The sequence below is a fragment of the Streptomyces sp. NPDC090021 genome (assembly GCF_044748225.1).
In the GTDB taxonomy this organism is placed as follows: Bacteria; Actinomycetota; Actinomycetes; order Streptomycetales; family Streptomycetaceae; genus Streptomyces.
This window is the reverse complement of the sequence record NZ_JBIVFO010000051.1, coordinates 1-22,091: the sequence shown is the minus strand read 5'-3', so window position 1 is coordinate 22,091 and position 22,091 is coordinate 1. Positions and strand designations below refer to the sequence as shown.

Annotated in this window: 19 protein-coding genes and 2 pseudogenes; 13 read left to right on the top strand and 8 right to left on the bottom strand. The window is 72.3% G+C overall.

The window, feature by feature from the left end:
- The first annotated feature begins 61 nt into the window (after window positions 1–61).
- The gene (locus tag ACIPXC_RS30910; protein ID WP_401624650.1) at window positions 62–979 is read left to right on the top strand and encodes a class I SAM-dependent methyltransferase; all 918 of its coding nucleotides are present in this window, start codon (window positions 62–64) and stop codon (window positions 977–979) included.
- On the top strand, window positions 976–2,076 hold the full coding sequence (locus tag ACIPXC_RS30905) for a hypothetical protein (RefSeq protein ID WP_401624648.1): 1,101 nt from the start codon (window positions 976–978) through the stop codon (window positions 2,074–2,076). The genes ACIPXC_RS30910 and ACIPXC_RS30905 overlap by 4 nt, the downstream gene beginning before the upstream one ends.
- Before the next feature lie 78 nt (window positions 2,077–2,154).
- Here ACIPXC_RS30905 and ACIPXC_RS30900 read toward each other — a convergent pair whose 3' ends face one another.
- The 6 genes from ACIPXC_RS30900 to ACIPXC_RS30875 all read right to left on the bottom strand — a co-directional run bounded on the left by ACIPXC_RS30900 (window position 2,155) and on the right by ACIPXC_RS30875 (window position 7,685).
- Window positions 2,155–3,531 carry a cytochrome P450 gene (locus ACIPXC_RS30900; protein ID WP_401624690.1) on the bottom strand — a complete coding sequence of 459 codons (1,377 nt, stop codon included), beginning with the start codon at window positions 3,529–3,531 and terminating at the stop codon, window positions 2,155–2,157.
- A 38-nt stretch (window positions 3,532–3,569) separates the two neighbouring features.
- Complete coding sequence (locus tag ACIPXC_RS30895) at window positions 3,570–4,190, bottom strand: GTP-binding protein (protein ID WP_401624646.1); 621 nt, start codon at window positions 4,188–4,190, stop codon at window positions 3,570–3,572.
- Entirely contained in the window at window positions 4,171–4,530 is a 360-nt protein-coding gene (locus ACIPXC_RS30890; RefSeq protein WP_401624644.1) for a DUF742 domain-containing protein, read from the bottom strand. Before ACIPXC_RS30890 ends, ACIPXC_RS30895 begins: the two co-directional genes overlap by 20 nt.
- On the bottom strand, window positions 4,527–4,931 hold the full coding sequence (locus ACIPXC_RS30885; RefSeq protein WP_401624642.1) for a roadblock/LC7 domain-containing protein: 405 nt from the start codon (window positions 4,929–4,931) through the stop codon (window positions 4,527–4,529). Before ACIPXC_RS30885 ends, ACIPXC_RS30890 begins: the two co-directional genes overlap by 4 nt.
- Before the next feature lie 6 nt (window positions 4,932–4,937).
- On the bottom strand, window positions 4,938–6,443 hold the full coding sequence (locus tag ACIPXC_RS30880; protein ID WP_401624640.1) for an ATP-binding protein: 1,506 nt from the start codon (window positions 6,441–6,443) through the stop codon (window positions 4,938–4,940).
- Window positions 6,444–7,082: 639 nt separating this feature from the next.
- Window positions 7,083–7,685: a TetR/AcrR family transcriptional regulator gene (locus ACIPXC_RS30875; RefSeq protein WP_401624638.1), complete on the bottom strand. Its 603-nt coding sequence runs from the start codon at window positions 7,683–7,685 to the stop codon at window positions 7,083–7,085.
- A gap of 110 nt (window positions 7,686–7,795) precedes the next feature.
- Between ACIPXC_RS30875 and ACIPXC_RS30870 the strand changes: the two genes are divergently transcribed.
- From ACIPXC_RS30870 to ACIPXC_RS30855, 4 genes are all read left to right on the top strand, one after another.
- Window positions 7,796–8,578, top strand: a complete 783-nt coding sequence (locus ACIPXC_RS30870; protein ID WP_401624636.1) for an SDR family NAD(P)-dependent oxidoreductase — start codon at window positions 7,796–7,798, stop codon at window positions 8,576–8,578.
- A gap of 585 nt (window positions 8,579–9,163) precedes the next feature.
- On the top strand, window positions 9,164–9,601 hold the full coding sequence (locus ACIPXC_RS30865) for a hypothetical protein (protein ID WP_401624634.1): 438 nt from the start codon (window positions 9,164–9,166) through the stop codon (window positions 9,599–9,601).
- Window positions 9,598–11,409 (top strand): alpha/beta hydrolase, encoded by a 1,812-nt coding sequence (locus ACIPXC_RS30860; RefSeq protein ID WP_401624632.1) that lies wholly within the window; start codon window positions 9,598–9,600, stop codon window positions 11,407–11,409. The genes ACIPXC_RS30865 and ACIPXC_RS30860 overlap by 4 nt, the downstream gene beginning before the upstream one ends.
- The gene (locus tag ACIPXC_RS30855; protein WP_401624630.1) at window positions 11,406–12,002 is read left to right on the top strand and encodes a hypothetical protein; all 597 of its coding nucleotides are present in this window, start codon (window positions 11,406–11,408) and stop codon (window positions 12,000–12,002) included. Before ACIPXC_RS30860 ends, ACIPXC_RS30855 begins: the two co-directional genes overlap by 4 nt.
- Window positions 12,003–12,103: 101 nt before the next feature.
- On the opposite strand, the gene ACIPXC_RS30850 is transcribed toward ACIPXC_RS30855, so the two are convergent.
- On the bottom strand, window positions 12,104–13,297 hold the full coding sequence (locus tag ACIPXC_RS30850; RefSeq protein ID WP_401624629.1) for a glycoside hydrolase family 64 protein: 1,194 nt from the start codon (window positions 13,295–13,297) through the stop codon (window positions 12,104–12,106).
- 87 nt (window positions 13,298–13,384) lie between these two features.
- On the opposite strand from ACIPXC_RS30850, the pseudogene ACIPXC_RS30845 reads away from it, so the two are divergent.
- Together ACIPXC_RS30845 and ACIPXC_RS30840 are read left to right on the top strand one after the other, a co-directional pair.
- Window positions 13,385–13,747 (top strand): annotated as a pseudogene (locus ACIPXC_RS30845) (amidase family protein); the annotation flags it as partial.
- Window positions 13,748–13,874: 127 nt separating this feature from the next.
- Window positions 13,875–14,129, top strand: coding sequence for a hypothetical protein (locus ACIPXC_RS30840; protein WP_401624627.1), 255 nt, complete (start codon window positions 13,875–13,877; stop codon window positions 14,127–14,129).
- Window positions 14,130–14,282: 153 nt separating this feature from the next.
- Here ACIPXC_RS30840 and ACIPXC_RS30835 read toward each other — a convergent pair whose 3' ends face one another.
- Window positions 14,283–15,188 (bottom strand): oxidoreductase, encoded by a 906-nt coding sequence (locus ACIPXC_RS30835; protein ID WP_401624625.1) that lies wholly within the window; start codon window positions 15,186–15,188, stop codon window positions 14,283–14,285.
- A 101-nt stretch (window positions 15,189–15,289) separates the two neighbouring features.
- On the opposite strand from ACIPXC_RS30835, the gene ACIPXC_RS30830 reads away from it, so the two are divergent.
- The 5 genes and pseudogenes from ACIPXC_RS30830 to ACIPXC_RS30810 all read left to right on the top strand — a co-directional run.
- Entirely contained in the window at window positions 15,290–16,288 is a 999-nt protein-coding gene (locus tag ACIPXC_RS30830; protein ID WP_401624623.1) for an ArsR family transcriptional regulator, read from the top strand.
- Between the two features lie 522 nt (window positions 16,289–16,810).
- The gene (locus ACIPXC_RS30825; protein WP_401624621.1) at window positions 16,811–18,340 is read left to right on the top strand and encodes a xanthine dehydrogenase small subunit; all 1,530 of its coding nucleotides are present in this window, start codon (window positions 16,811–16,813) and stop codon (window positions 18,338–18,340) included.
- Window positions 18,337–20,808: a xanthine dehydrogenase molybdopterin binding subunit gene (gene xdhB, locus ACIPXC_RS30820; RefSeq protein ID WP_401624619.1), complete on the top strand. Its 2,472-nt coding sequence runs from the start codon at window positions 18,337–18,339 to the stop codon at window positions 20,806–20,808. Before ACIPXC_RS30825 ends, xdhB begins: the two co-directional genes overlap by 4 nt.
- A 1-nt stretch (window position 20,809) precedes the next feature.
- Window positions 20,810–21,667, top strand: coding sequence for a xanthine dehydrogenase accessory protein XdhC (xdhC, locus tag ACIPXC_RS30815; RefSeq protein ID WP_401624617.1), 858 nt, complete (start codon window positions 20,810–20,812; stop codon window positions 21,665–21,667).
- Between the two features lie 175 nt (window positions 21,668–21,842).
- Window positions 21,843–22,001, top strand: a pseudogene (locus ACIPXC_RS30810) (class I SAM-dependent methyltransferase); the annotation flags it as partial.
- Window positions 22,002–22,091: the final 90 nt, after the last annotated feature.

The following is a 22,091-nucleotide window of genomic DNA, read 5'->3' as shown; positions in this document are numbered from 1 at the left end:
CACGAGAGCGGCGCGGCGCGTCCCGGAGGGCAGCCCTACCCCACGAAAGGGCGGACACCCCATGCGCGTTACACCCTTCGTACGGACCTTATGCGGCGACCCCGGTTCGGCCGCGGACGACCCGGTGCGCCTCTATTACAGCCGCAAGACCCAGGAGATACTGCACAAGTACGGTCCGGGCCCACGCGTCCACTTCCACGTGGGGCTGTACCCGGACGGCCCACCGGAGACCACCGTCGCCCAGGACACCCTGAAACAGGGACTGTTCGCCGCTCAGGAGCGGATAGTCGACCACGCGGCCCGCACCTGGGGCGCGTACGAGACGCCTCCCCGGCGCCTGCTCGACATCGGCTGCGGGCTCGGCGGCACATCGCTCTACTGGGCCCAGGAGCACGGGACTTCGGTCACCGGTCTCACCGTCGCGGCCGAACACCTGCCCATCGTGCGGCACTTCGCCCTGCACACCGGAGTGGCCGACCGGGTGAGGCCCGTTCTGGCGGACGTGCACGACCTGGACGAGACACACGCGTACGACGCCGTCTACGCCAACGAGAGCAGCGGCTACACCGACCGGGCCCGCCTGTTCGAGGTCGTCGCCAAGGCGCTGGTGCCCGGCGGCTGGTTCGGTATCCAGGAGCACTTCGCGGGCGCCTCCGAGTGGCGGGAGTTCATGGACGGCTACTACCGGACACGGCTGGGACGGCGCGGGGAGTACCTGGCCGCGGCCGAGGCGGCCGGCTTCGAGCTGGTGCAGGACGAGGACGTGACGGACGCCGTGGCGGAGTTCTGGGTGCAGTCCATGGCGTGGAACACCGCCGAACTCGACCGGCTCAGAGCGGGCTCCGGCGCCGAGGCCGGGGCCTGGACGGACGACCGGCTCGAACAGTCGACGATCGCGCACAGCAAGTTCTTCCGGCTCTGGCGCGAACACGCCGTGGAGACACGGCTGTTGCGTTTCCGGATCGGCGGTGGCCGATGACCGCGCCGCCACGGCCCTCGCGCCTCGGTCCGGGCCTGCCGTCCTTCTACTGCCCGCTGCCGCGCGACCTCCTCCATCCCCGGGCGAAGGAGGTGGAGACCCGGGCCGTCGAGTGGCTGGACGCCTTCGGCCTGTACCCGGATCCGGTCGAGCGCGCGTGGGGACTGGCCACCCACAGCGCCGACTTCTCCTGCCGGATCATCCCCGACGGGGACGTGGACGCCGTCCTGCTGTTCACGCAGTGGAACTACTGGGCGAACGCCGTCGACGACTGGCAGGACTCCGGTGCCCACGAGGCGGACACGGCGGCCGTCGTCGAGCACGGGGTGCGGCTGCTGCGGACCGTCGAGGACCCCGGGGCGGCCGTGCTGCCCGACGGGCCCATGACCCGGGCCCTGCTGGACCTGGTGGGCCGTACCCACGCCATGCTCACCCCGTACGAACTGCGCAGGTTCGTCGAGGGGACCAGGGACTGGCTGCTCGGAGCGGCCTGGCGGTCCGCCCGGGCCGAGGCGGGTTCCATGCCGGGGCTGAACGACTTCGTCGCCATGGGGCCGCTGGCGAACGGCACCCGCTTCTCGCTGACCTGGTCGGACGTCGCCCGTGGGGACCGGCTGCCGGCGGACGTCCTGTGCTCTCCCGCGCTGACGGCCCTGACGGACGCGGCCGGTTTCGTCGTCAGCGCGGACAACGACCTGTTCTCCTACGACAAGGACGACCATCTGGAGCCGCGCGAGGTGAACCTCGTCAACGTCCTCGCGCAGCAGGAGGGCTGTTCCCCGGCCGAGGCGGTACCGCTCGCCGTGGCCCTGCGTGACCGGGTGATGGTCCTCTTCACCGGGCTGCGGGCCCGGCTGGCGCACGAGGCGGGCCATGACGACGGCGCACTGCACCGTCACCTCGCGGCGTTGGGTCACTACGTGGCCGGCTCCATCGCCTGGCAGGCCGGTGCGCCCCGGTACGCCAGTCCGCGCAACCGGTACGAACTCCCTTCGCCCGATGCCCGGTTCGCGCTCCGGTACGCCGAGCACCCCAGTGCCGCCGAGGCCCCGGTCCCGCCGGCCCTGGCGTCCTGGTGGCGGCAGCTCCACACCTGAGCGGAAAGGGGGCGAGGCCCCCGGCCGGTGCGGCCGGGGGCCTCGCGGGTGGCGCTCGGGACGGCCGGTCGAGCCGGGTCAGCGGCGACCGAGCAGCCGGCGCCACCAGCTGACGCCGCGGCGCCTGCGGCTGCCGCCGGACACCGGCCGCGCGGGCGGAGCCGTCGGCTGCGGCGGGATCACCGGGTGGACGGGGTGCCCGGCAGGCTGCTCCACCGGGAGCTGCGGGGCCGGGGGCGGGGGCGCGGCGGAGCGCGGGGCGAACCGCACCGGCAGCGCCAGCAGGTGACGGGACATGAGGGTGCCGCGCCACTGCAGCTCGCTCACGTCGACCGCCAGCTCAAGGTCGGGCAGCCGGTCCAGCAGGACCTCGATGCCGGTGTCCGCGATGGCGCGCCCGATGTCCTGACCCGGGCATTCGTGCGGGCCGCTGCTGAAGGCCAGGTGGGAGCGGTTGCCGTGGACGGAGGCGGCCGGATCGGGCCGGATCTGGGGGTCGGCGTTGCCCGCGGCCAGACCGAGCAGGATCATGTCCCCGGCCTTGACCTGCCGGCCGCCGAGCACGGTGTCCCCGGTCGCCCAGCGGCCGATGATCGTGTTGATCGGCGGGTCGTCCCAGAGGACCTGCTCCAGCGCGTCGGGCAGGGTCATGTGGCCGCCGGAGAGGCTCGCCCGGAAGCGCGGATCGGTCAGGACGGTGCGCAGCGTGTTGGCGATCAGGTTGGCGGTGGTCTCGTACGCCGCGATGAGCACCACACGCAGGTGCATGAGCACTTCGGTGTCGGTCAGGTCGGCGGGGTGCTCGATCAGCCAGGAGGCGAGGTCGCGCGCGGGCCTGGCCTTGCGCTCGACGACGAGGTTCTCCAGCGTGGTGGTGACGTAGCGGTCGCTCTCAAGGGCCGTCTCCGTCCCCTGGAGCATGTCGCGAGCCGCTTTGACCAGCAGCGGGCCGTGCTCGTCGGGCGCCCCGATGAGCTGGGTCATGACCAGCATGGGAAGCTGGTCGGAGAAGGCGGGCACCAGGTCCGCGTACCCCTCGGCGGCGATCTGGTCGACGAGGTGGTTGGCGAAGCGGGTGACGTAGCGGCGGATGCCGCGCTTGTCGAAGCGTTCCAGGGACTCCACGACGGCCGAGCGCAGCCGTTCGTGGACGGGCCCGTCGGTGAAGTTGCAGACCGGCACCCAGGAGACCATGGGGCCGAGCGGGGTGTCGGCCGGCACCCGGCCCTCTCTCATGTCGCGCCAGCCCCGGGGGTCGCGGGCGAACCGCGAGGACGTGCGCGCCACGTCGAGATTCTCCCGGTGGCCGAGGACCAGCCACGCCGGGAGGTCCCCGTTGACGAGCACCGGGGCCACCGGGCCGTGCTCGGCCCGCAGCTTCTCGTACAGGGCGAACGGGTCCGCCTGGGCTTCCGCTCCGTGCAGGCGGTACAGGCCGCCCGCGGTCGCCGCCATGTGGGCGGGGCACTCGGGCGGCGGGACGGGGGTGGTGCTCACATTGCCTCCTGGGTGGCTGCCTGGGAGTGCAGGTAGCGCATGAGGGTCAGCAGGACGTCGCGGGACGATTCCCGCCTTCTGGCATCGCAGGCGAGGATGGGGACGGCGGGCGGCAGGTCGAGGGCCTCGCGCAGTTCCTCCAGCGGATGCTCGGGGGCGTCGGGGAAGGAGTTGACGGCCACCACGAAGGGGACACCGCGCTCCTCCAGTCGGCCGATGACGTCGAAGCTGATCTCCAGCCGACGGGTGTCGAGGAGTACGACGGCGCCGAGCGCCCCCTCGAAGAGCCCGCGCCACAGGAACCAGAAGCGTTCCTGGCCCGGTGTCCCGAACAGGTACAGCACGAGTTCGTCGTTGATGCTGATGCGGCCGAAGTCCATGGCCACGGTGGTGGTGATCTTGCGGGCGACGCCCCAGGTGTCGTCGACACCGACCCCTGCCCGGGTCATCGTCTCCTCGGTCGTCAGCGGCTTGATCTCGCTGACGGCGCCGACCAGCGTCGTCTTGCCCACGCCGAAGCCGCCGACGATGACGACCTTCACGGCCGCCGCGGCCGACTGCGGCAGGATGTCCGCCGCGCACGGCCCGGCGGGCGGTTCAGAGCTTCTGAAGTCCATCGATCACTGCCTCGATCAGAGCAAGGTCGGGTAGCTGCGCGGTGGGAATGGGCGGTCGGATGTACACGCGCCTGGCGGCCATCAGGTCGCCGACCAGCACGGTGACGACGCTCACGGGCAGGCCGGCGTACGCGGCGATCTCGGCCACCGACAGCGGTGACTGGCACATCCGCAGGATGGAGGCCTGCTCGGGCTGCATCTCGGGGCGGGGAGGCCCCTTGGCCACCACCAAGGTCACGAGGTCGAGCTGGACGGAGGTGGAGGGTCCGCTGCGTCCGCCGGTGATGACGTAGAGCCGTTCGGGACTGCCGTCCTCCCAGCTTGAGGGCGGCTCTTTCACGCGGGCTGCCCGTCGTGCCGGGGCGGGCTGCTCAGGTGGTCCCCCATTCGGGTCACCAGGTTGCGCATCTGCGCGCCCATCAGGCCCGCGTCGACGCCCTCGTCGGCCAGGACCGCGAGGTAGGAGCCGTCTCCGGCTGCCATGAGATAGAAGAACCCGCCGTCCATCTCGATCACGACCAGCCGCATTCTGCCCTCGGAGCTGGGCAGTTCGGCGGCCACCGCGCCGGCCAGGCTCTGCAGGCCCGCGCAGGCGGCCGCCAGCCGGTCGGCGGTGTCCGTCTCGGCGCCGTACTGCGCCACGCAGAGCCCGTCCGCGGACAGCACGATCACGTGCCGCGTCTGCGGCACGCCGACGGCCAGGTCCTTGAGCATCCAGTCCATACTGCTTCGCTGAGTCATCACTGTTTACGCCCCTTTGGTCGCTGAACCCGACGCGTCCTGGGCGCCCGGCGCGTCCTTGCCGGGCTCGCCCGACAGGCCGCTGTGGAAGGCCTCCAGCCACATTCCGGGGCCGTTGTCGTCCGTCGGCTGCGGCCTCGCGGCCGGTCGGACGTCGGAGGTGGTGACGCGGTCCTTCCGGCGCCGCTGCGGCAGGCCGGTCGCGGTACGTTCGGTGGTCGGCCCGCCGTCGACGGGCATCGGCCCGAGCGCCGGAGCCGGCGCGGGCCGCGGCACGGACACGCCGGCCGACGTCGCGTCGACGGGGTGCTCGCGCGGTGTGGCGGAAACCGCCCTGGGCCCGGAGGAGGAGCCGATGCCGTGGGCGAGGCCGGTCGCCGCGGACGCGGTGGTGATCAGGTGCTGCGGCACGATGACCACGGCGCGGACACCCCCGTACGCGGAGGAGCGCAGCGACACCTGGAACCCGTACGCCTGCGCCAGCCGGCCGACGACCGCCAGGCCCAGCCGCGGTGTCTCGCCGAGGTCGTTGAGATCGATGCCGGACTGGGCCTGCGCGAGCATCCGCTCGGCGCGCGCCCGGGCCTCCTCGCTCATGCTCAGGCCGCCGTCCTCGATCTCCACGGCGATGCCCGACTGCACCTCGACGGCGGTGAGGTGGACCCGGGTGTGCGGCGGGGAGTACCGGGTGGCGTTGTCCAGCAGTTCGGCGAGGGTGTGGATCAGGGGTTCGACGACCGGGCCGACGACGGCGACCTCGGTGACTGAGTGGAGTTCGACCCGCTGGTAGTCGATGATGCGCGACATCGCGCCGCGCATGACGCTGTAGAGGGTGACGGCCCTGCTCCACTGGCGGCCGGGGCGCGCACCGCCGAGGACCGAGATGGAGTCGGCGAGCCTGCCGATGAGGGCGGTGCCGTGGTCCAGGCGCAGGAGATCGCCGAACACGTCCGGGTTGCGGCCGTGCCGGTCCTCCATCTCACGCATCTCGTGCGCCTGCTGGTGGACGATGGCCTGCACGCGGCGGGCGACGTTGACGAAGGCGCGCTGGGCCGAGTCGCGCAGGCTCTCCTCGTTGTCGACGGCGTCGACGGAGTGGGCCAGTACGGCTTGCAGCGCGGCCCGGAAGCGGGGGGTGAGGGCGGCGTCGTTGCCCCAGCGGTTGCCCGGTCCGGCGCGACCGCCCAGGGAGGTGAGCACCTCCTCGGCCGGCTCGCCGCGGCGCAGCCGGTCGATGGCCTCGGGGAGCACCACGGCGGACAGGCGGGTCGCCTCGGTCTCCTGGCGGGCCAGGGTGTGCTGGAGCGCGGCGATCCGGGCGGTCCGGTCGGCGAGCGCGCGCCCGCGGCGCAGGGCCTCGACGAAGAGGGCGGCGGTGCACAGGGCCCCCGCGGCGATCAGTACCGTGCCGACCGGCCCGGAGGAGGAAACAAGCGCCCCGACCAGGCAGACGGCGGCCAGGGAGGCGATCGCGGGCAGTGCCCGGCCCGCTCCCCCCTCCGGGCGGGCCATTTCGGGTGGAATGTCTCTTTGCTCCATCGGCGTCCTCGAATTATCGGAAAAGGGTGACCTTCTGACCGGTGGGCGGGAGCATAACTACGCCCAACTGCCCGCACGTGCACTTTCGTTGGAGTTCATCGGACCGGAGGAACCGTTATGCGCCATCGATGGCGGCGGATTCCGGCCCCGGCGGCGGACGCCCCTCGGCGGGCGGCGACGTTGGCGGAGGTCGACGGCCCGCCGGGGCCCCGGCGGGCCGGGTGGTCACCCCCCGGCCGCCTCCGGCAGCGGGCGCGCCGCGCGGCCGCGAGGTGGCGCCGCGAAGTGAAATGCGCTAGCGCGGGTCCGCGAAGTGGCGCCGGCCACCCGGAGCGCGGGCCCCGCGACGGGGAGGCAGGGGAAGCAGAGGGAGCAGAGGAGGCAGGGGAGGCATCGCGGGGCGGAGGGGCGCCCGGGCACCGGACGCCCCCGGGCGCCCCAACCACGGGGCGAGGTGCGGTGCCGGGCGCCGCGGGCCGCGCGCCGCGGGCCGGGCGGGACTTCGGGGACGCGCCCCGGGGCGCGTCCTGCCCGATCGGCGGGACGCGCCCCGCGGGTACGGCGACGCCGCGGAAGCCGCCGTCAGGAGCCGTTGGGCAGCTGGACGCCCCGTCACCGCGAGGGCGCGGCGAGGCCGGTGAGCAGGACGTCGAGGGCGAGGTCGGTCGCCTCGGCCAGCGGGGTGTCCTCCAGCAGGGATCCGACGGCCAGGGCCGCGAGGCCGTGCACCGTGGAGAAGGCGACCTGCGCGAGGCGGTCCGGGTCGCCCGCCCGCACGACGCCCTCCTGCTGGGCCAGGGCGATGAGTCCGGCGGCGATCCGCAGGCTCTGGTGACCCAGTTCGCGCAGTTCGGCACTGGAGTCGTCGGCGTGCTTGACCGTGAACATCAGGCCGAGCAGCGGGGCGTTCGCCACCGCGAAGTCGATGTAGGCCCGCCCCATGCCGGCGAGCCGGGCGGTGACGGGGCCGGGCTCCTCGACGGCGGCCCGCAGGCCCTCGTTGAGGCGGGTGAAGCCACCGACGGCGAGCGCGTCGAGCAGCGCCTGCCGGTCGCGGAAGTGGCGGCCCGGCGCCGCGTGGCTGACACCGAGGTCCCGCGCGAGGGCGCGGAGGGACAGGCTGTCCGCCCCCGTCGCCGCGAGGACGGCTTCCGCGCGGGCCAGCAGGGCCTCTCGGAGGTTGCCGTGATGGTAGGGCGCATCGGCGTCGGCCAAGGCGGCCTCCCCTCGCTCGATGTTGTCATTGACAACAATGTTTGCTCTGTCTACATTCAAAGTATCGTCCATCTCGGCCGGAACACCCGAACGGAGCGCCGACCATGTCTATGGCATACCGCGTAACCACAGCCCTGATCACCGGAGCGAGCGCCGGACTCGGCGTCGAATTCGCCCGGCAGTGGGCGGAGCGCGGAGCCGACCTCGTCCTCGTCGCCCGCCGCGTCGAGCGGCTGGAGGAGGTGGCGGCCGACCTCCGGCGCCGCTACGGGGTGCGGGCCCACGTGGTCGCCGCCGACCTCGCCCGGCCGGGCGCCGCGGCCGCGCTGCACGCGGAGCTCGACGGACTCGGGCTCACCGTGCACACCCTGATCAACAACGCCGGCTTCGGCAGCCACGGCCCCTTCGCGGACCAGGACCCCACACGGATCAACGAGATGATCCAGCTCAACGTGACGGCGCTGACGGAGCTGACCAGGCAGTTCCTGCCGGACCTGACAGCCGGCGGCCGGGGCGCCCTCGTCACCGTGGCCAGCTCGGCCGCCTACCAGCCGACCCCGGCGATGGCGGTCTACGGGGCCACCAAGGCCTTCGTCCTGAGCTTCACCGAGGCCGTGGCGTACGAGACGCGCTCCTCCTCGCTGCGGGTGCTCGCCGTCTCGCCCGGCCCGGTCCGTACGGAGTTCTTCGACGTCGTCGGCAGCCGGGACGCCGCCGTGGGGCGGATGGCCACCCCCGAGCAGGTGGTCACGGCGACCCGGCGTGCGCTGGAGCGCGACAGGACGCCCCCCAGCATCGTCGTCGGCCTCGGCAACCGGCTCTCGGCCACGGCTTCCACGCTGGCCCCCCGCCGCCTGGCCCTCACGGTCGCGGGACGGGCGCTCAAGGCCTGACGCGCCGGCCGGGGCGCCACTCCCCGGCGCGCCCGAGGCGTCGGACTCGTCCGGGCCGGCCGGCCGGCGCACACCGGTGTCCGGGGCCCCGACGGCGGGGCACCCGGATCCCGGCGGCCGCGGGTGAAGATCCTGCACGAACTGCACGTCACCGACCGGGCCGCGGCCGCCCTGCAGATCGAATCCCTCGTCCATGCGCACCGCCCCGCACAGGTCGTCGTCGAGCTGCCGAGCCGTTCCCCCTCCCCCATGACCTTCAGCGCGCCGGCCCGGGCCCGCCGGATGTGCCAGAGCCAGGGCATTCCCCTCGCGGCGACCGGACCCGGTGAACAGGCCCCCTGCCCCTCTTCGACCACGAGGCCGACGCGGCCCGCCCCCGGTCACTGGAACACGGCGCACGCCACGACTACTGACCGCCGGAGGTCGCCGAGCGGCGGACCGGTCGGGAGGCGGTCGCTTTCCACCGTCATCCACCCCCTTGTGCGCGCTCTGTACGCGCACACCGTTCCCGATCGCACACACGTGCGCAACCTGCGTTAGTCTCTGCGGGCGCGGAAACGGAACGCAGACGTAGACGGGGGAGCCGTGTCCTATTCGGAGCGCTGGCAGGAGCTGTTCGGACCGGCCGACGACGGGCCTGCGATGAGGCTCGCCTCGGCGGCCCCCGATCCCGGGACGGGCGGGGGCGGGGGCGGGACCGGAAACCTCCAGCACACCAAGGGTCCTTGGACCAGCGCCTCCGGTACCGCCGGCGACCTGCGCACCAACACCGAGACGAGCCGCGCCGCGCTGGGCCCCGGCCACGAGGGCGTCGAGGCGGGAGCCGCGGGCCTCAGCTCCGTCACGGCGCTCAAGAGCGTCCTGACGTCCTGGGAGGAGCGCCTGCAGTCGGTGCGGGACGAATGCGAGCAGCTCAAAAGGACCCTACTGAAGGTCGCCAAGGAGATGGGCGAGACGGACGCCGCGGTCGATGCGTCCTTCAAGGGCGTCGACGGCGGATCCAAGGCGGACGAGAAGCGATGACCGGAACCCTCACCTGGAAGCAGCTGCGCGACCTCAAGACCTCCGAGTTCACGGAGGCTGGCGACAAGTGGCACGAGGTCTCCGACCGCGCGGACTCCGACCGTGTACGGGTCGACCGCGCGATGTCCGCGAAGCTCCGTGAGACGCAGGAGAGCGAGTCGGCGGAGGCCGCCCTCGGCAGGCTCCAGCGCCTCAGCCGCAACTTCCAGTACCTGCACAGCGAGTGCGGGCTGGTCCGTACGGCGCTCAACGGGCTCGCCAGCGATCTGGTGGAGCCGCAGACCCAGTTGAAGCAGGCCCTCGCGGACGCCGCCGCCCTGAACTTCACCGTCCACGACGACGGTTCCGTCAGCTATCCCGCCGCCGAGGTCGAGGACCTGACCGGCGCGAAGAAGGAGGCGCCGGGCAGCAAGGTCCAGGGCAGCTCCCGCCTCCCCCTGGAACCGCCGGGCCTCGGCCAGCAGGGCCAGTCGCCGCTCTACCCCGGCTACTCGGGCTTCAAGCCGCTGAACCCGAACGCGGCGAAGGCGCAGGACGTGGCCGACCGTGTCGCCCGGGCCGTACGGTCCGCGGGCGAGATCGACGCCCGCTACGCGAAGACCATCACCGGTCTGAAGGCGGAGAAGGGCCTGGACGTCACCGAGGCCACCCTGAAGGACGTCGCCCGGGACACCTCCGACGTCCGCTCCACCGCCGGCATGTACCTCGGTGAGAACGTCCCGGAGGACAAGAGCCCCGCCGAACGCAAGAAGTGGTGGGACGGACTGACCGACGAACAGCGCCAGGAGTACCTGGAGATCGCACCCGACCTGGTCGGCAGCCTGGACGGCGTCCCGGCGGTGGCCCGCGACGAGGCGAACCGCAACTACCTGCCGGTCCTCATCGACGACCTGGCGCGCCGGGGCGGCGACGACGCGGAGACGAAACTCAACGCCCTCCGTATGATCCAGGACAAACTCGGTGAGCCGAGCCGCCCGCCGATGTTCCTCCTGGGCATCGGGGACGAGGGCAACGGGCGCGCGATCGTCTCGTACGGCAACCCCGACACCTCCAAGCACGTCTCCGCGTACGTCCCCGGTCTCATGACCAAGCTCAACGACGAGTTCGTCACGGACACGATGAAGCGGGCCCAGGACACGGCCAAGGGCGCCCAGCGCGTGGACCCGTCCAGCGCCTCGATCATCTGGCTGGGCTACGACGCCCCGCAGCACATCGACGTGGCGACGCGGGGCGACGCGCAGCGGGGCGCCCCGGCGTACAACCAGTTCATGGCGGGTCTCTCGGCGACGAACCAGAGCGCCGATCCGCACGTGACGGCCATCGGGCACTCCTACGGCTCACTCACGGTCGGCATTGCCGCCAAGCAGTCCGGAGGCATCCCCGGCGTGGACGACGTGATCCTGCTCGGCAGCCCCGGCGTGGACGCGCAGAAGGCGACCGAACTCGGCGTCGGCAAGGACCACGTGTTCGTCGGCGCCGCCGACAACGACCCGGTCACCCACCTGCCCTCGAAGGACGAGGTGGCGCTCGGCTGGCTGACGGGCGGCCCGGTCCTGGGAGTCGCGGTCGCACGTGACCTCTTCGACATCGGCAACGACGACGTGTACTTCGGCAAGGACCCGGCGAGCAAGGCCTTCGGCGCACAGCGCTTCCTGGTCGACGACGGGCCGAGGATGGTCATGGACGGCGGGGGGTTCGACGCCCACTCCCAGTACTTCACCCCGGAGAAGGACCAGGTGTCGGCGGACAACATCGCCACCATCGTCGCCGGCCACCCTGAGAACATCGTGAGGGAGAAGCATCGATGAAGCGCATCACGCGGACCGTTCGCCTGGCCTGTGCGATGGCCATGGCCGGCGCACTGCTCGCCGGGTGCGGGCCGACCGGCGGCACCAAGGACGAGCGAGGGACAGTGGCAGGCATGGACATGCAGGGAGCGGCGGAGCGCGCCGACGAGATGCTCTACGCGACGGTCGGGGCGATCAAGCCTGAGATCGAGTGGGTCCACGACACCACGACGACCGGCAGCTGCGACGTGACGCGCTACTGGACCGTGATGACGATCGTCTCGCCGCAGCGCCGCGGCAACTTCCTCGGTGTGGTCGAGGGGTTCTGGAAGGCGAGCGGCTACCGGATCAAGACGGTGAACCCGAGCAAGGACATGCCCGCGATCTACGCCACGTCCCCGGACGGCTTCGGCATCAGCGTCCTCTTCGGCCACCAGGGCCAGGCCTTCTTCGAGGTCACCAGCCCCTGCGTGAAGAACTCGAAGGTGGCCCCGCCGACGAAGCCGGCGAACGGCGCCACGTACGAGGGCGAAACGGCAGTCCCCACCCCCAACGTCCGCTCCGATTTCTGGTCCGCCGAGACCCCCGTGCCGGGCACCACGCCCTCGCCGTGAACGCCGGCGGCCCGGCAAGCCCGCTCTTACGGACACTGTCCGCGTGAGCGGGCCTCCGGCCCGGGACGGGCGCGGCCCCGGCCGCGCCCGTCCCGCTGCTGTCAGTTGGACGGTTCCAGCGTCATGAAGGCTTCCCTGGGGTCGCCCTCGTGCACCAGCGACTCGTGGGCGCCGACGTCGTCGAAGGCGAAGCCGTATGCCCTGCCGTCGGCCATCTGGGCGTGGATGATGCGCGAGTAGTGGTTGGTGACGGCGTCCCGGTAGAAGCCGGAGCCGTTCGCGTCGGGCTGGTTCGGGTTGGTCAGGAGCGTCGAGCGGTTGAAGCCCGCGCACAGGGTCCGGGAGATCGGGCCGCGGACGTTGTCGTTGGGCGCGTCCAGCAGCTTGTAGCAGCCGAAGACGCTGTCGGAGTCGGGCTTCTGGAAGCTGGTGACCACCGCTCCCGAGCCGTTGGTGAAGTTCATGACGTTGCCCGACACCCGGCCGTAGTACTTGGTGTCGGGCTGGTTCGCGAACGGCGTCACGGTGAGGGTGGAGGAGCTGTACTTGCTCCAGACCCGGTTGATGTAGTCGTTCATCGCGCCGGGCGGGATCCCGCCCGCCTCGATGCCGTGGCCGGGCGCCAGCGCTCTCAGCACGGTGCCGTCCGGGCGGCTCTGGATCAGGCCTCCCCAGCCGGCCGCACGCAGGCCGCCGAGGACGGCGTCGTACCCGCCGGCCTTGAGCCGGCCGGTGTTCTTGACCGTACCGTCGGGTGCCTTGGCGCCGACCGCGTACGGCGCCGAGAACATGTCGACCTGGGTGCTGTTGATCCACAGGCCGGAGTCGTTGAGCGTGTACTCGGACCAGTTGAACAGGATGTCGTGGTTCGGGTCGGAGGGGTTCTGCACGGCGGGCTGCACCAGGCCGCCGGCGGCGAGCTTGAAGACGAGCTTCTTCCCGACGGAGAAGTAGACGCGTCCGGAGAACTTGGGCATCCGGATCGTCCTGGTCTGCCCGTTGGCCGGGCCCGCTATGGACGCGTCGGGCGCGGGGGTGGGCGGGTTGCCGCCCGCGGGCCAGGGGTGGAACGTGCCGTTGGCGTCGGCCCAGCCCTGCTGCCCCGTCGCGAGCAGGGTGCCCAGGTTGTAGACGTACACGGGCTCGCTGCGTCCCGAGTTGTTCTTGATGGTGAGCGGGATGGTCGCCGGCACGGCCTCGGCGGACGGCGGCAGACCGAAGAACGTCAGACCGGCTCCGACGAACAGGGCCGAGACGCCGAAAGCCAGCACTTTCGACAAGCGGAACACTCTCATCCTCCTTGCGTGTGGGGGGACCTGCCGCCCGCGATATGACATGGCGAGGCGCAGATCGATGTATTGAAGCGTGAGAGCGCTCTCAGCGTGCGATTGTGTTCAACTTCTGTCAATACTCTTGACACAGCGGTACCTCAGGGCCCTCCGTGGCAAGACCCACACGCACGCGTTCGCCTACGGACTGACCACCCCTCAGACCGCCAACGCCTGGGACCGCGGCCGGGTGGCCAGGCGGCCCCAGCGGGTTCGGCCGTCGACGTGGCAGCCAGGGCCGCCACGTTCGCACCGGGCACCGACACGGGCGGATCGATCCGGGTTCCCGCCGCACTGAACGGCATGGTCGGCCTGAAGCCCACGTACGGACTTGTTCCCCGGCACGGCGTGACCTCGCTGTCCTGGTCGCTCGACCACGTCGGACCCCTCCCCCGGACCGTGGCGGACACCGCTGTGATCCTGGGGGGGGCACTGGTCGGCCACGACCCGCGCGACCCGGCCTCCGTGGCCGTTCCACCGGCCGACCACCGGCCGACCACCGGCCGGTGGAACCGCCACGGACCTGACGGGACTACAGGTGGGCATGCCGGGCAACAACTACGTCGACCACGTGGACCCCGACGTGAAGGCCTCGGTGCGGCGGGCGATGTCCCGGCCGGCGGAGCTGGGCGCGCGGCCGGTCGACGTCGAGATCCCGATGACGCGCTACATCCGGCCGACCCACTGGGGGCTGATGGTGCCGGAGGCGCCGGCTACCACGAGCGGACGCTGCGCGCGCAGCGCGCCCGCACGCTCCTGCGGCAGGCGTGGCCGGACATGCTGGACACGGTCGACGTGATCGCCGCGCCCACCGTGCCCATCACCGCCGTGGCCGCCGGACAGACGGCCGTGACCTGGCACGACGGCGACTGCCGCGCTCCGGCCGACTCGTCCCCCGCGCCTGCGCGCACGCTCATCTCCGCCCTCCCCCTGGCACACCCTCGGACGGACATCATCCCAGGTGACGAGCGTGTACGGAGTCCAGGAGGGCCAGTTCGCCCGGCGAGAGCCGCAGGGCGCCGGCGGCCACGTTGGCGACGAGGTGTGCGGGGTCACCCGTGCCCGGGATCGCCAGGACGTGCGGTCCCCGCTGCAGCGTCCAGGCAAGCCGGACCTGCGCCGCACTCGCCCCGTGCGCGGCGGCGACCTGGAGCACCTCGGCGCTGTCGTCGCCACCGGCCCCGGCCTGCCGCCCGGTACCGGCGATCGAGTAGAACGGTACGAACGCGACGCCCTGCTCGCCGCACGTCCGCAGGAACTCGTCCTGCTCGGGCTGTACGCCGATCCCGTACATGTTCTGCACGCACACCACCGGTGCGATGGCCTGGGCCTCGGCCAGGTGGTGGGGGCGGACGTTCGACAGGCCCAGGTGGCGGACGAGGCCGGCCTGCCGGAGCTCCGCCAGCACGCCGAAGCGTTCGGCGATCGAATCGGTGCCGACGATCCGCAGGTTCACCACGTCGAGGTGGTCGCGGCCCAGCTGACGGAGGTTCTCCTCCACCTGCCCGCGCAGTTGTTCGGGCCGGGCGTGGGCCAGCCATTCGCCCGAGGGGTCGCGGCCCGGCCCGACCTTGGTGGCGATCACCAGGTCCTCGGGGTAGGGGGCCAGGGCGCGGTTGATCAGTTCGTTGGCGGAGCGCAGCGGGGAGAAGTAGAACGCCGCGGTGTCGATGTGGTTCACGCCGAGGTCCACGGCGCGGCGCAGGACGTCGATCGCCTGGCCGCGGTCGCGCGGGACGGCATCGCTGACGAGGGCCTCGCCGCTCTGGGCCAGGCGCATCGCACCGAAACCGATCCGGTTGACCGTGCGGTCGCCGAGCTTCCAGGTACCAGCCGCTGTGATCGTCTGTGAGGTCATGCACGGGATGATCGGTGCCGGGTAGGCTGCCGGCCCAGCGGTTAACGCATACGTGAATCCTCGGATCGGGTGGGCGGGTGGGGGGGGTGGGTGGGCGGTCGGTGCAGGCGGAACTGGCGTTCTCGGTGGGCGATCTGGCGCGGATGCGCTTCGTGGTCTCACCGATGTGGGAGGTCGGGCCCAGCATGCGCCTGCTCCGGTCGGGTCGCGAACACCCCGTGCACCGGGCCTGGACGGCGCAGGTACGGCCGCGGCTGACGGCCACCGGTCTCGACCGGGGCCTGCTCGCCGGGCTGGTGCCGCCCTCGGGGTACGTGCCCGACTTCCTCAATCCCGCGCCCACCGGCCCCTCCCCCACGCTGGAGGAGGAGCTCGCGGCGATCCGGGCCACGCCCGGCGGCCGGGTCCGCGGGGAGCTCGACCGGCTGCGTGCCGAGCAGGGACGTCCCGGCCCGGCGCTCCGAGGCCTGTACGACGACGTGCCACGCCATCTGGAGCGGCTGGTGGAGGAGATCCGCACCTACTGGGAACTGGCTCTGGCGCCCTACTGGGTGCGGATCAGGGCGGTGCTCGACGCCGACGTCTTCCACCGGGCGCGGCAGGTCGCCGAGCACGGCACGGGCCACCTCTTCAACGAGCTCCACGCTTCGGTGAGCTGGGACGACAGCGCCCTGCGGCTGGCCGACCGGCGCGGTCCGCTGTCGCGGGGGGCGGCCGGCACCGGTCTGCTGCTGATCCCCTCGGTGTTCACCGGGCCGGTCCCGTTCACCCGCGTGGCACCACCGGATCCGCCGGGTCTGGCCTATCCGGCCCGCGGTATCGGTGCGCTATGGGAGCCCCGGCCGGTCTCCTCGGGCGGCGCCCTGGCCGCCGTACTGGGCCGCTCGCGGTCGCTGCTGCTGGCCGAGCTGCACGCTCCGGCCGCCACGAGCGAACTCGCCCGCCGTACGGGGCTGTCGGCGGCCGGGGTGTCCCAGTGCCTCACGGCGCTGCGCGACGCGGGACTGGTCAGCGCCCACCGGGCCGGGCGTTTCGTGCTGTACGCCCGTACGTCCGTGGCCGAGGCGCTCCTGGAGGCCTCGGCCACGGGTGACGGGTGACGAGGGGCGGACGGGTGGCGAGGGGCGGCCGGGAGGCGGGTGGCGAGGGGCGGTCGGGAGGCGACGTGCCGTGCGACCGGCGTCATGTCCCGACGCGGCCGGGCGCCCTTGGTGACGCCCACGGATACCGGCGGTCGAGGTGGCCGGCTTTCCTGGGATCCACCGAACCGTGCTTGACCTATGAAGGCACGGCAACGTAACTTCGACCGCACCCGCTCGTGAGCTGCTGGAAGGAGGCGAAATCCGGATGTCGACCGTCTCCGCGCCGATTCGCCTCGCACACCAGATCGCCTGGGCTCCGGGTCGTGTAGCACACGGCTGCTGAGCAGCCCCTTCGTCGGCGCGCCCGTTTGGCGGCCCCGGCACCTTCTCGTCTATGCCACCCCTTACGGCACGTCGTCGCGTGCCGATGCGTCGCGCTGCGGTATTTCCGTATCCCGGGCTGCGACCACCGGAAGAGAAAGCTCCTGAAATGGCGACTTGGACAGTCCGATCGACCGTGCGCCGAAACGGGGACGTGCCGTGGTAGCGGCGCGGATCACGGTCAACGGGAAAGAAACACCGATTTCACCGGCGGCACCCCACACCACGGTGCTCGATTTCCTCCGCGAGCGGGGCCTGACCGGGACCAAGGAGGGCTGCGCCGAAGGGGAATGCGGTGCCTGTTCGGTCCTGGTGGCGCGTCCCGGGGTGAAGAAGCCCACCGACTGGGTGGCCGTCAACGCCTGCCTGGTGCCGGTCGCGGCGCTCGACGGCCAGGAGGTGGTCACCTCCGAGGGTCTCGCCACCACCGACGCATCCGGTGCGCCGGCCGTGCTGCACCCCGTACAGGAGGAGATGGCCGTCCGCGGCGGTTCCCAATGCGGTTACTGCACGCCGGGGTTCATCTGCAGCATGGCCTCCGAGTACTACCGGCCCGACCGGTGCGGGCACACCGACCGGGCCGAGCCGGCCGACCGGGCCGACGGAGCCGGCCCCTGCGCGGGAACCGGCACAGGCGGCGGAGACGGCCCGGGCGGCGGCTCCGAGCACGGACCGAACGGCTTCGACCTGCACGCGCTGAGCGGAAACCTGTGCCGCTGCACCGGCTACCGCCCGATCCGCGACGCGGCGTTCGCCGTCGGCATGCCCTCCGAGGACGATCCCCTGGCGCGCCGTCGCGAGCAGTCCCCGCCCGAACCGGTGGCCACCGCGTACGTCCGGGACGACGGCGCGTTCCTGCGGCCGGGCACCCTGGCCGACGCGGTGCGGCTGCTGCGCGAGCGGCCCGGCGCGGTCGTCGTCGCGGGGAGCACCGACTGGGGCGTCGAGGTCAACATCCGCTCCCGACGGGCGGATTGTGTGATCGCCGTCGACCGGCTGCCGGAACTGCGGGAGCTGCACGTCGGATCCGACCGCATCGAGATCGGAGCGGCACTGACCCTCACGGAGATCGAACGGCGCCTCGACGGTGAAGTCCCGCTGCTGGCGGAGCTGTTCCCGCAGTTCGCCTCCCGGCTGATCCGCAACAGCGCCACCCTCGGCGGCAACCTGGGCACCGGCTCGCCCATCGGCGACAGTCCGCCCGTACTGCTGGCGCTGGAGGCGTCGTTGGTGCTCACCGGCGCCGACGGCGAGCGCGAGGTCCCCCTCGGCGACTACTTCACCGGCTACCGGCAGAGCGTGCGCCGCCCCGGCGAGCTGATCCGCGCGGTGCGCGTTCCACGGCCGCTGGCGCCCGTCACGGCATTCCACAAGATCGCCAAGCGGCGCTACGACGACATCTCCAGCGTGGCCGTCGCGTTCGCCCTCGACATCGAGGACGGATCCGTCCGCACGGCGCGCATCGGCCTGGGCGGCGTGGCCGCGACCCCGATCCGCGCCCTGGCCACCGAGTCCGCCCTGGAAGGCAGGCCGTGGACGGCGGAGAGCGTCGAGGCCGCGGCGCGGGTGCTCAGCGCCGAGGGCACGCCGATGGACGATCACCGTGCGAGCGCCGCCTACCGCTCCGCGATGCTCGGCCGGAGCCTGCTGAAGCTGTACGCGCGAACCACCGAGGCGGTGTCGTCATGAGCCATCTGTCCCAGCGTCCCGAGAAGCCCGTGGTCGGTCTTCCGCTGCCGCACGAGAGCGCCGGCCTGCACGTCACCGGTGCCGCCCTCTACACCGACGACCTGGTGCACCGCACCAAGGACGTGCTGCACGCGTACCCGGTCCAGGTCATGAGGGCCCACGGCACGATCACCGCGCTGCGCACCGGGCCCGCACTCGCCGTGCCCGGCGTGGTCCGCGTACTGACCGCTGCCGATGTGCCCGGCGTCAACGACGCCGGGATGAAGCACGACGAACCGCTGTTCCCCGACACCGTGATGTTCCACGGCCACGCGGTCGCCTGGGTGCTCGCCGAGACCCTGGAGGCGGCCCGGCTCGGTGCGGCGGCCGTCGAGGTGGATCTGGACGAGAAGCCCTCCGTGATCACGCTGCAGGAGGCGATGGCGGCCGGGAGCTTCCACGGCGCCCGGCCGGTGATGGTGACCGGCGACGTGGACGCCGGCTTCGAGGACTCCGCCCACGTGTTCACCGGCGAGTTCCAGTTCTCCGACCAGGAGCACTTCTATCTCGAGACGCACGCGGCGCTGGCCCACGTCGACGAGAACGGGCAGATGTTCGTCCAGAGCAGCACCCAGCACCCGTCGGAGACGCAGGAGATCGTCGCGCACGTGCTCGGCCTGCACAGCCACGAGGTGACCGTGCAGTGCCTGCGGATGGGCGGCGGCTTCGGCGGCAAGGAGATGCAGCCCCACGGGTTCGCGGCGGTCGCCGCGCTCGGTGCCAGGCTCACCGGCCGGCCCGTCCGGGTCCGGCTCAACCGGACCCAGGACCTGACCATGTCCGGCAAGCGCCACGGCTTCCACGCGGCGTGGCGGATCGGCTTCGACGACGAGGGCCGCATCCAGGCCCTGGAGGCCACGCTGACCGCGGACGGCGGCTGGAGCCTGGACCTGTCCGAGCCCGTCGTGGCGCGCGCCCTGTGCCACATCGACAACACGTACTGGATTCCGAACGCCCGGGTCACCGGCCGCGTCGCCAGGACCAACAAGGTCTCCAACACCGCTTTCCGCGGCTTCGGCGGACCGCAGGGCATGCTGGTGATCGAGGACATCATGGGCCGGTGCGCACCGCTGCTCGGCCTGGATCCCATGGAGCTGCGCGAACGCAACTTCTACCGCGCGGGCCACTCGACGCCCTACGGTCAGCGGGTCCTGCACCCCGAACGGATCTCGACCGTGTGGCGCCAGGTCCAGGGCGACGCCCGCATCGCCGACCGCAAGGCCGCGATCGCGGCCTTCAACGCCGCGCACCCGCACACCAAGCGGGCGCTCGCGGTCACCGGGATCAAGTTCGGGATCTCCTTCAACCTCACCGCCTTCAACCAGGCCGGCGCGCTGGTGCTGGTCTACAAGGACGGCTCGGTCCTGATCAACCACGGCGGCACCGAGATGGGGCAGGGCCTGCACACCAAGATGCTGCAGGTGGCGGCGACGACGCTGGGCATTCCGCTGCACAGGGTGCGGCTGGCCCCGACCCGCACGGACAAGGTGCCCAACACCTCCGCCACCGCCGCCAGCGCCGGGGCGGACCTCAACGGCGCGGCGGTGAAGAACGCCTGCGAGCAGATCCGCGAGCGGCTGCTCCAGGTCGCCGGCACCCGGCTGGGTGCGAACGCCTCGGACGTGCGCATCGTCGACGGCGTCGCGCGCGTCCTCGGCGGCGAGGAGGAGCTGGCCTGGGACGACCTGGTGCGCACCGCGTACTTCCAGCGGGTACAGCTGTCGGCGGCCGGCTTCTACCGGACCGAGGGCCTGCACTGGGACGCGAAGGTGTTCCAGGGCTCGCCGTTCAAGTACTTCTCCTACGGCGCCGCGGCGGCCGAGGTGGAGGTGGACGGGTTCACGGGGGCGTACCGGATCCGGCGGGTCGACATCGTGCACGACGTCGGCGACAGCCTCTCCCCCATGATCGACATCGGTCAGGTCGAGGGCGGTTTCGTGCAGGGCGCGGGCTGGCTGACCCTGGAGGACATGCGGTGGGACGCCGGCGACGGTCCGCACCGCGGCCGGCTGCTGACCCAGGCGGCGAGTACGTACAAGCTGCCGAGCTTCTCGGAGATGCCCGAGGAGTTCAACGTACGGCTGCTGGAGAACGCCACGGAGGAGGGCGCGGTCTACGGGTCCAAGGCGGTGGGCGAGCCGCCGCTGATGCTGGCCTTCTCGGTACGGGAGGCGCTGAGGCAGGCCGCGGCGGCCTTCGGGCCCGAGGGGGTCTGTGTGGAACTGGCCTCCCCCGCCACGCCCGAGGCGGTGTACTGGGCGGTCGAGTCGGCTCGCGGGGGCGGCGCGGCGTACGGCGAACGGACCGGCCGCCAACAGGCGGACGGCAAGCAGGCGGACGGCCAACAGGCGGACGGCGAGCAGGCGAACGGCGAGCAGGCGGCCGGCGGTGCGGCCGGCGCCGGGGCGAGCGCGCCGAGCCATGCCTGACATGAGCTGGGTGGCCGCGGTCGCGCGGCTGCGGGCACGCCGGGAACCCGGCGTGCTCGTGACCGTCGCGACCGTGCGCGGCCACGCGCCCCGGCGGGCCGGTGCCAAGCTCGTCGTGGGACGCACCGAGGCCTGGGGGTCGATCGGCGGCGGCAACATCGAGGCCGTCGCCGTCGACCGGGCCCGCGAGCTGACCGGCGCGGTCGATCCGGAGCCGGAGCTCATGGAGTTCGCCCTCAATGACAAGGTCACCGGCCGCCACGGCGTGCAGTGCTGCGGCGGAGCCGTCACCGTACTGCTCGAACCGCTGCCGGTGGTCCAGGCCGTGGCGGTCTTCGGTGTCGGGCACGTGGGTCTGGAGCTGGCACGCATCCTGGCGCGCCACGACCTGGACCTGCACCTGATCGACAGCCGCCCGGACATGCTCACGGACGAGCGGCTCGGCGTGCTCGCGGACGCGGTGGCACACGTCCGGGTGCACCACACCCCGCTGCTGCCGGAGGAGGTGCTCGCCGAGCTGCCGTCCGGTGCCCACGTCCTGATCATGACCCATGACCATGCCGAGGACGCGGCGTTGTGCGACGCCGCGTTGCGCACCGCCGGTCTGGGCTCGATCGGTCTGATCGGCTCGTCGGCGAAGTGGGCGCGGTTCCGGCAGCGCCTGGCCACCGAGGGCGGGCACGACGAGGCCGCCATCGACCGGATCAGGACGCCGATCGGGATCCCGGGCATCGCCGGCAAGGAACCCGCCACGATCGCGGTGAGCGTGGCGGCCGACCTGCTCCGCCGCTTCGAACGGGATCCCGCCGAAGCGCACCGGGACACCCGGCCGAGCGGGGCCGCCGACGGCGCGGCTTGATCGGCTCCGGGCGGCCCTCCGTACACGACGCCGGGACGGTGCCCGGATCTTCGTGGGTTCTGCCAGTACGGGCGGCCGCCCGGCCCCCGTGGAGACTTCCGGACAGTGGCCGCGGCCGCACCCCGGGGACGGGGACGCCGCCGCCGGAGCATGCCGCGACGGGGAGGACATCGCAATGAGCGCGCAGCAGCAGTACGACGAAATCGGTGAGGCCTACGAGGGGTTCAAGGCCCTGCCCCTCGAACAGTACGTGGTGGTACCCAGCTTCCTGGCCCTGGTCGGGGACGTGAGCGGCAGGTCGGTCCTCGATCTGGCGTCCGGAACCGGTTTCTACCTCTGATCTTGCGCAGCGCTCCGTCCTTTAGGGCGGAGGTGAAGCGCATCCTTGGCCCGGAGGCGCGAAGCGCCGGAGTTCGCTGCGCCT

What these genes read in the sequence shown, in the direction of transcription:
- ACIPXC_RS30855 (WP_401624630.1), top strand. Translation starts at nt 11,406, where the DNA reads ATGAAGCGCATCACGCGGACCGTTCGCCTGGCCTGTGCGATGGCCATG.
- ACIPXC_RS30910 (WP_401624650.1), top strand. Translation starts at nt 62, where the DNA reads ATGCGCGTTACACCCTTCGTACGGACCTTATGCGGCGACCCCGGTTCG.
- ACIPXC_RS30835 (WP_401624625.1), bottom strand. Translation starts at nt 15,188, where the DNA reads ATGACCTCACAGACGATCACAGCGGCTGGTACCTGGAAGCTCGGCGAC.
- ACIPXC_RS30880 (WP_401624640.1), bottom strand. Translation starts at nt 6,443, where the DNA reads ATGGCCCGCCCGGAGGGGGGAGCGGGCCGGGCACTGCCCGCGATCGCC.
- ACIPXC_RS30860 (WP_401624632.1), top strand. Translation starts at nt 9,598, where the DNA reads ATGACCGGAACCCTCACCTGGAAGCAGCTGCGCGACCTCAAGACCTCC.
- ACIPXC_RS30895 (WP_401624646.1), bottom strand. Translation starts at nt 4,190, where the DNA reads ATGGACTTCAGAAGCTCTGAACCGCCCGCCGGGCCGTGCGCGGCGGAC.
- xdhB (WP_401624619.1), top strand. Translation starts at nt 18,337, where the DNA reads ATGAGCCATCTGTCCCAGCGTCCCGAGAAGCCCGTGGTCGGTCTTCCG.
- ACIPXC_RS30850 (WP_401624629.1), bottom strand. Translation starts at nt 13,297, where the DNA reads ATGAGAGTGTTCCGCTTGTCGAAAGTGCTGGCTTTCGGCGTCTCGGCC.
- xdhC (WP_401624617.1), top strand. Translation starts at nt 20,810, where the DNA reads ATGAGCTGGGTGGCCGCGGTCGCGCGGCTGCGGGCACGCCGGGAACCC.
- ACIPXC_RS30840 (WP_401624627.1), top strand. Translation starts at nt 13,875, where the DNA reads ATGCCGGGCAACAACTACGTCGACCACGTGGACCCCGACGTGAAGGCC.
- ACIPXC_RS30870 (WP_401624636.1), top strand. Translation starts at nt 7,796, where the DNA reads ATGGCATACCGCGTAACCACAGCCCTGATCACCGGAGCGAGCGCCGGA.
- ACIPXC_RS30885 (WP_401624642.1), bottom strand. Translation starts at nt 4,931, where the DNA reads ATGACTCAGCGAAGCAGTATGGACTGGATGCTCAAGGACCTGGCCGTC.
- ACIPXC_RS30900 (WP_401624690.1), bottom strand. Translation starts at nt 3,531, where the DNA reads ATGGCGGCGACCGCGGGCGGCCTGTACCGCCTGCACGGAGCGGAAGCC.
- ACIPXC_RS30905 (WP_401624648.1), top strand. Translation starts at nt 976, where the DNA reads ATGACCGCGCCGCCACGGCCCTCGCGCCTCGGTCCGGGCCTGCCGTCC.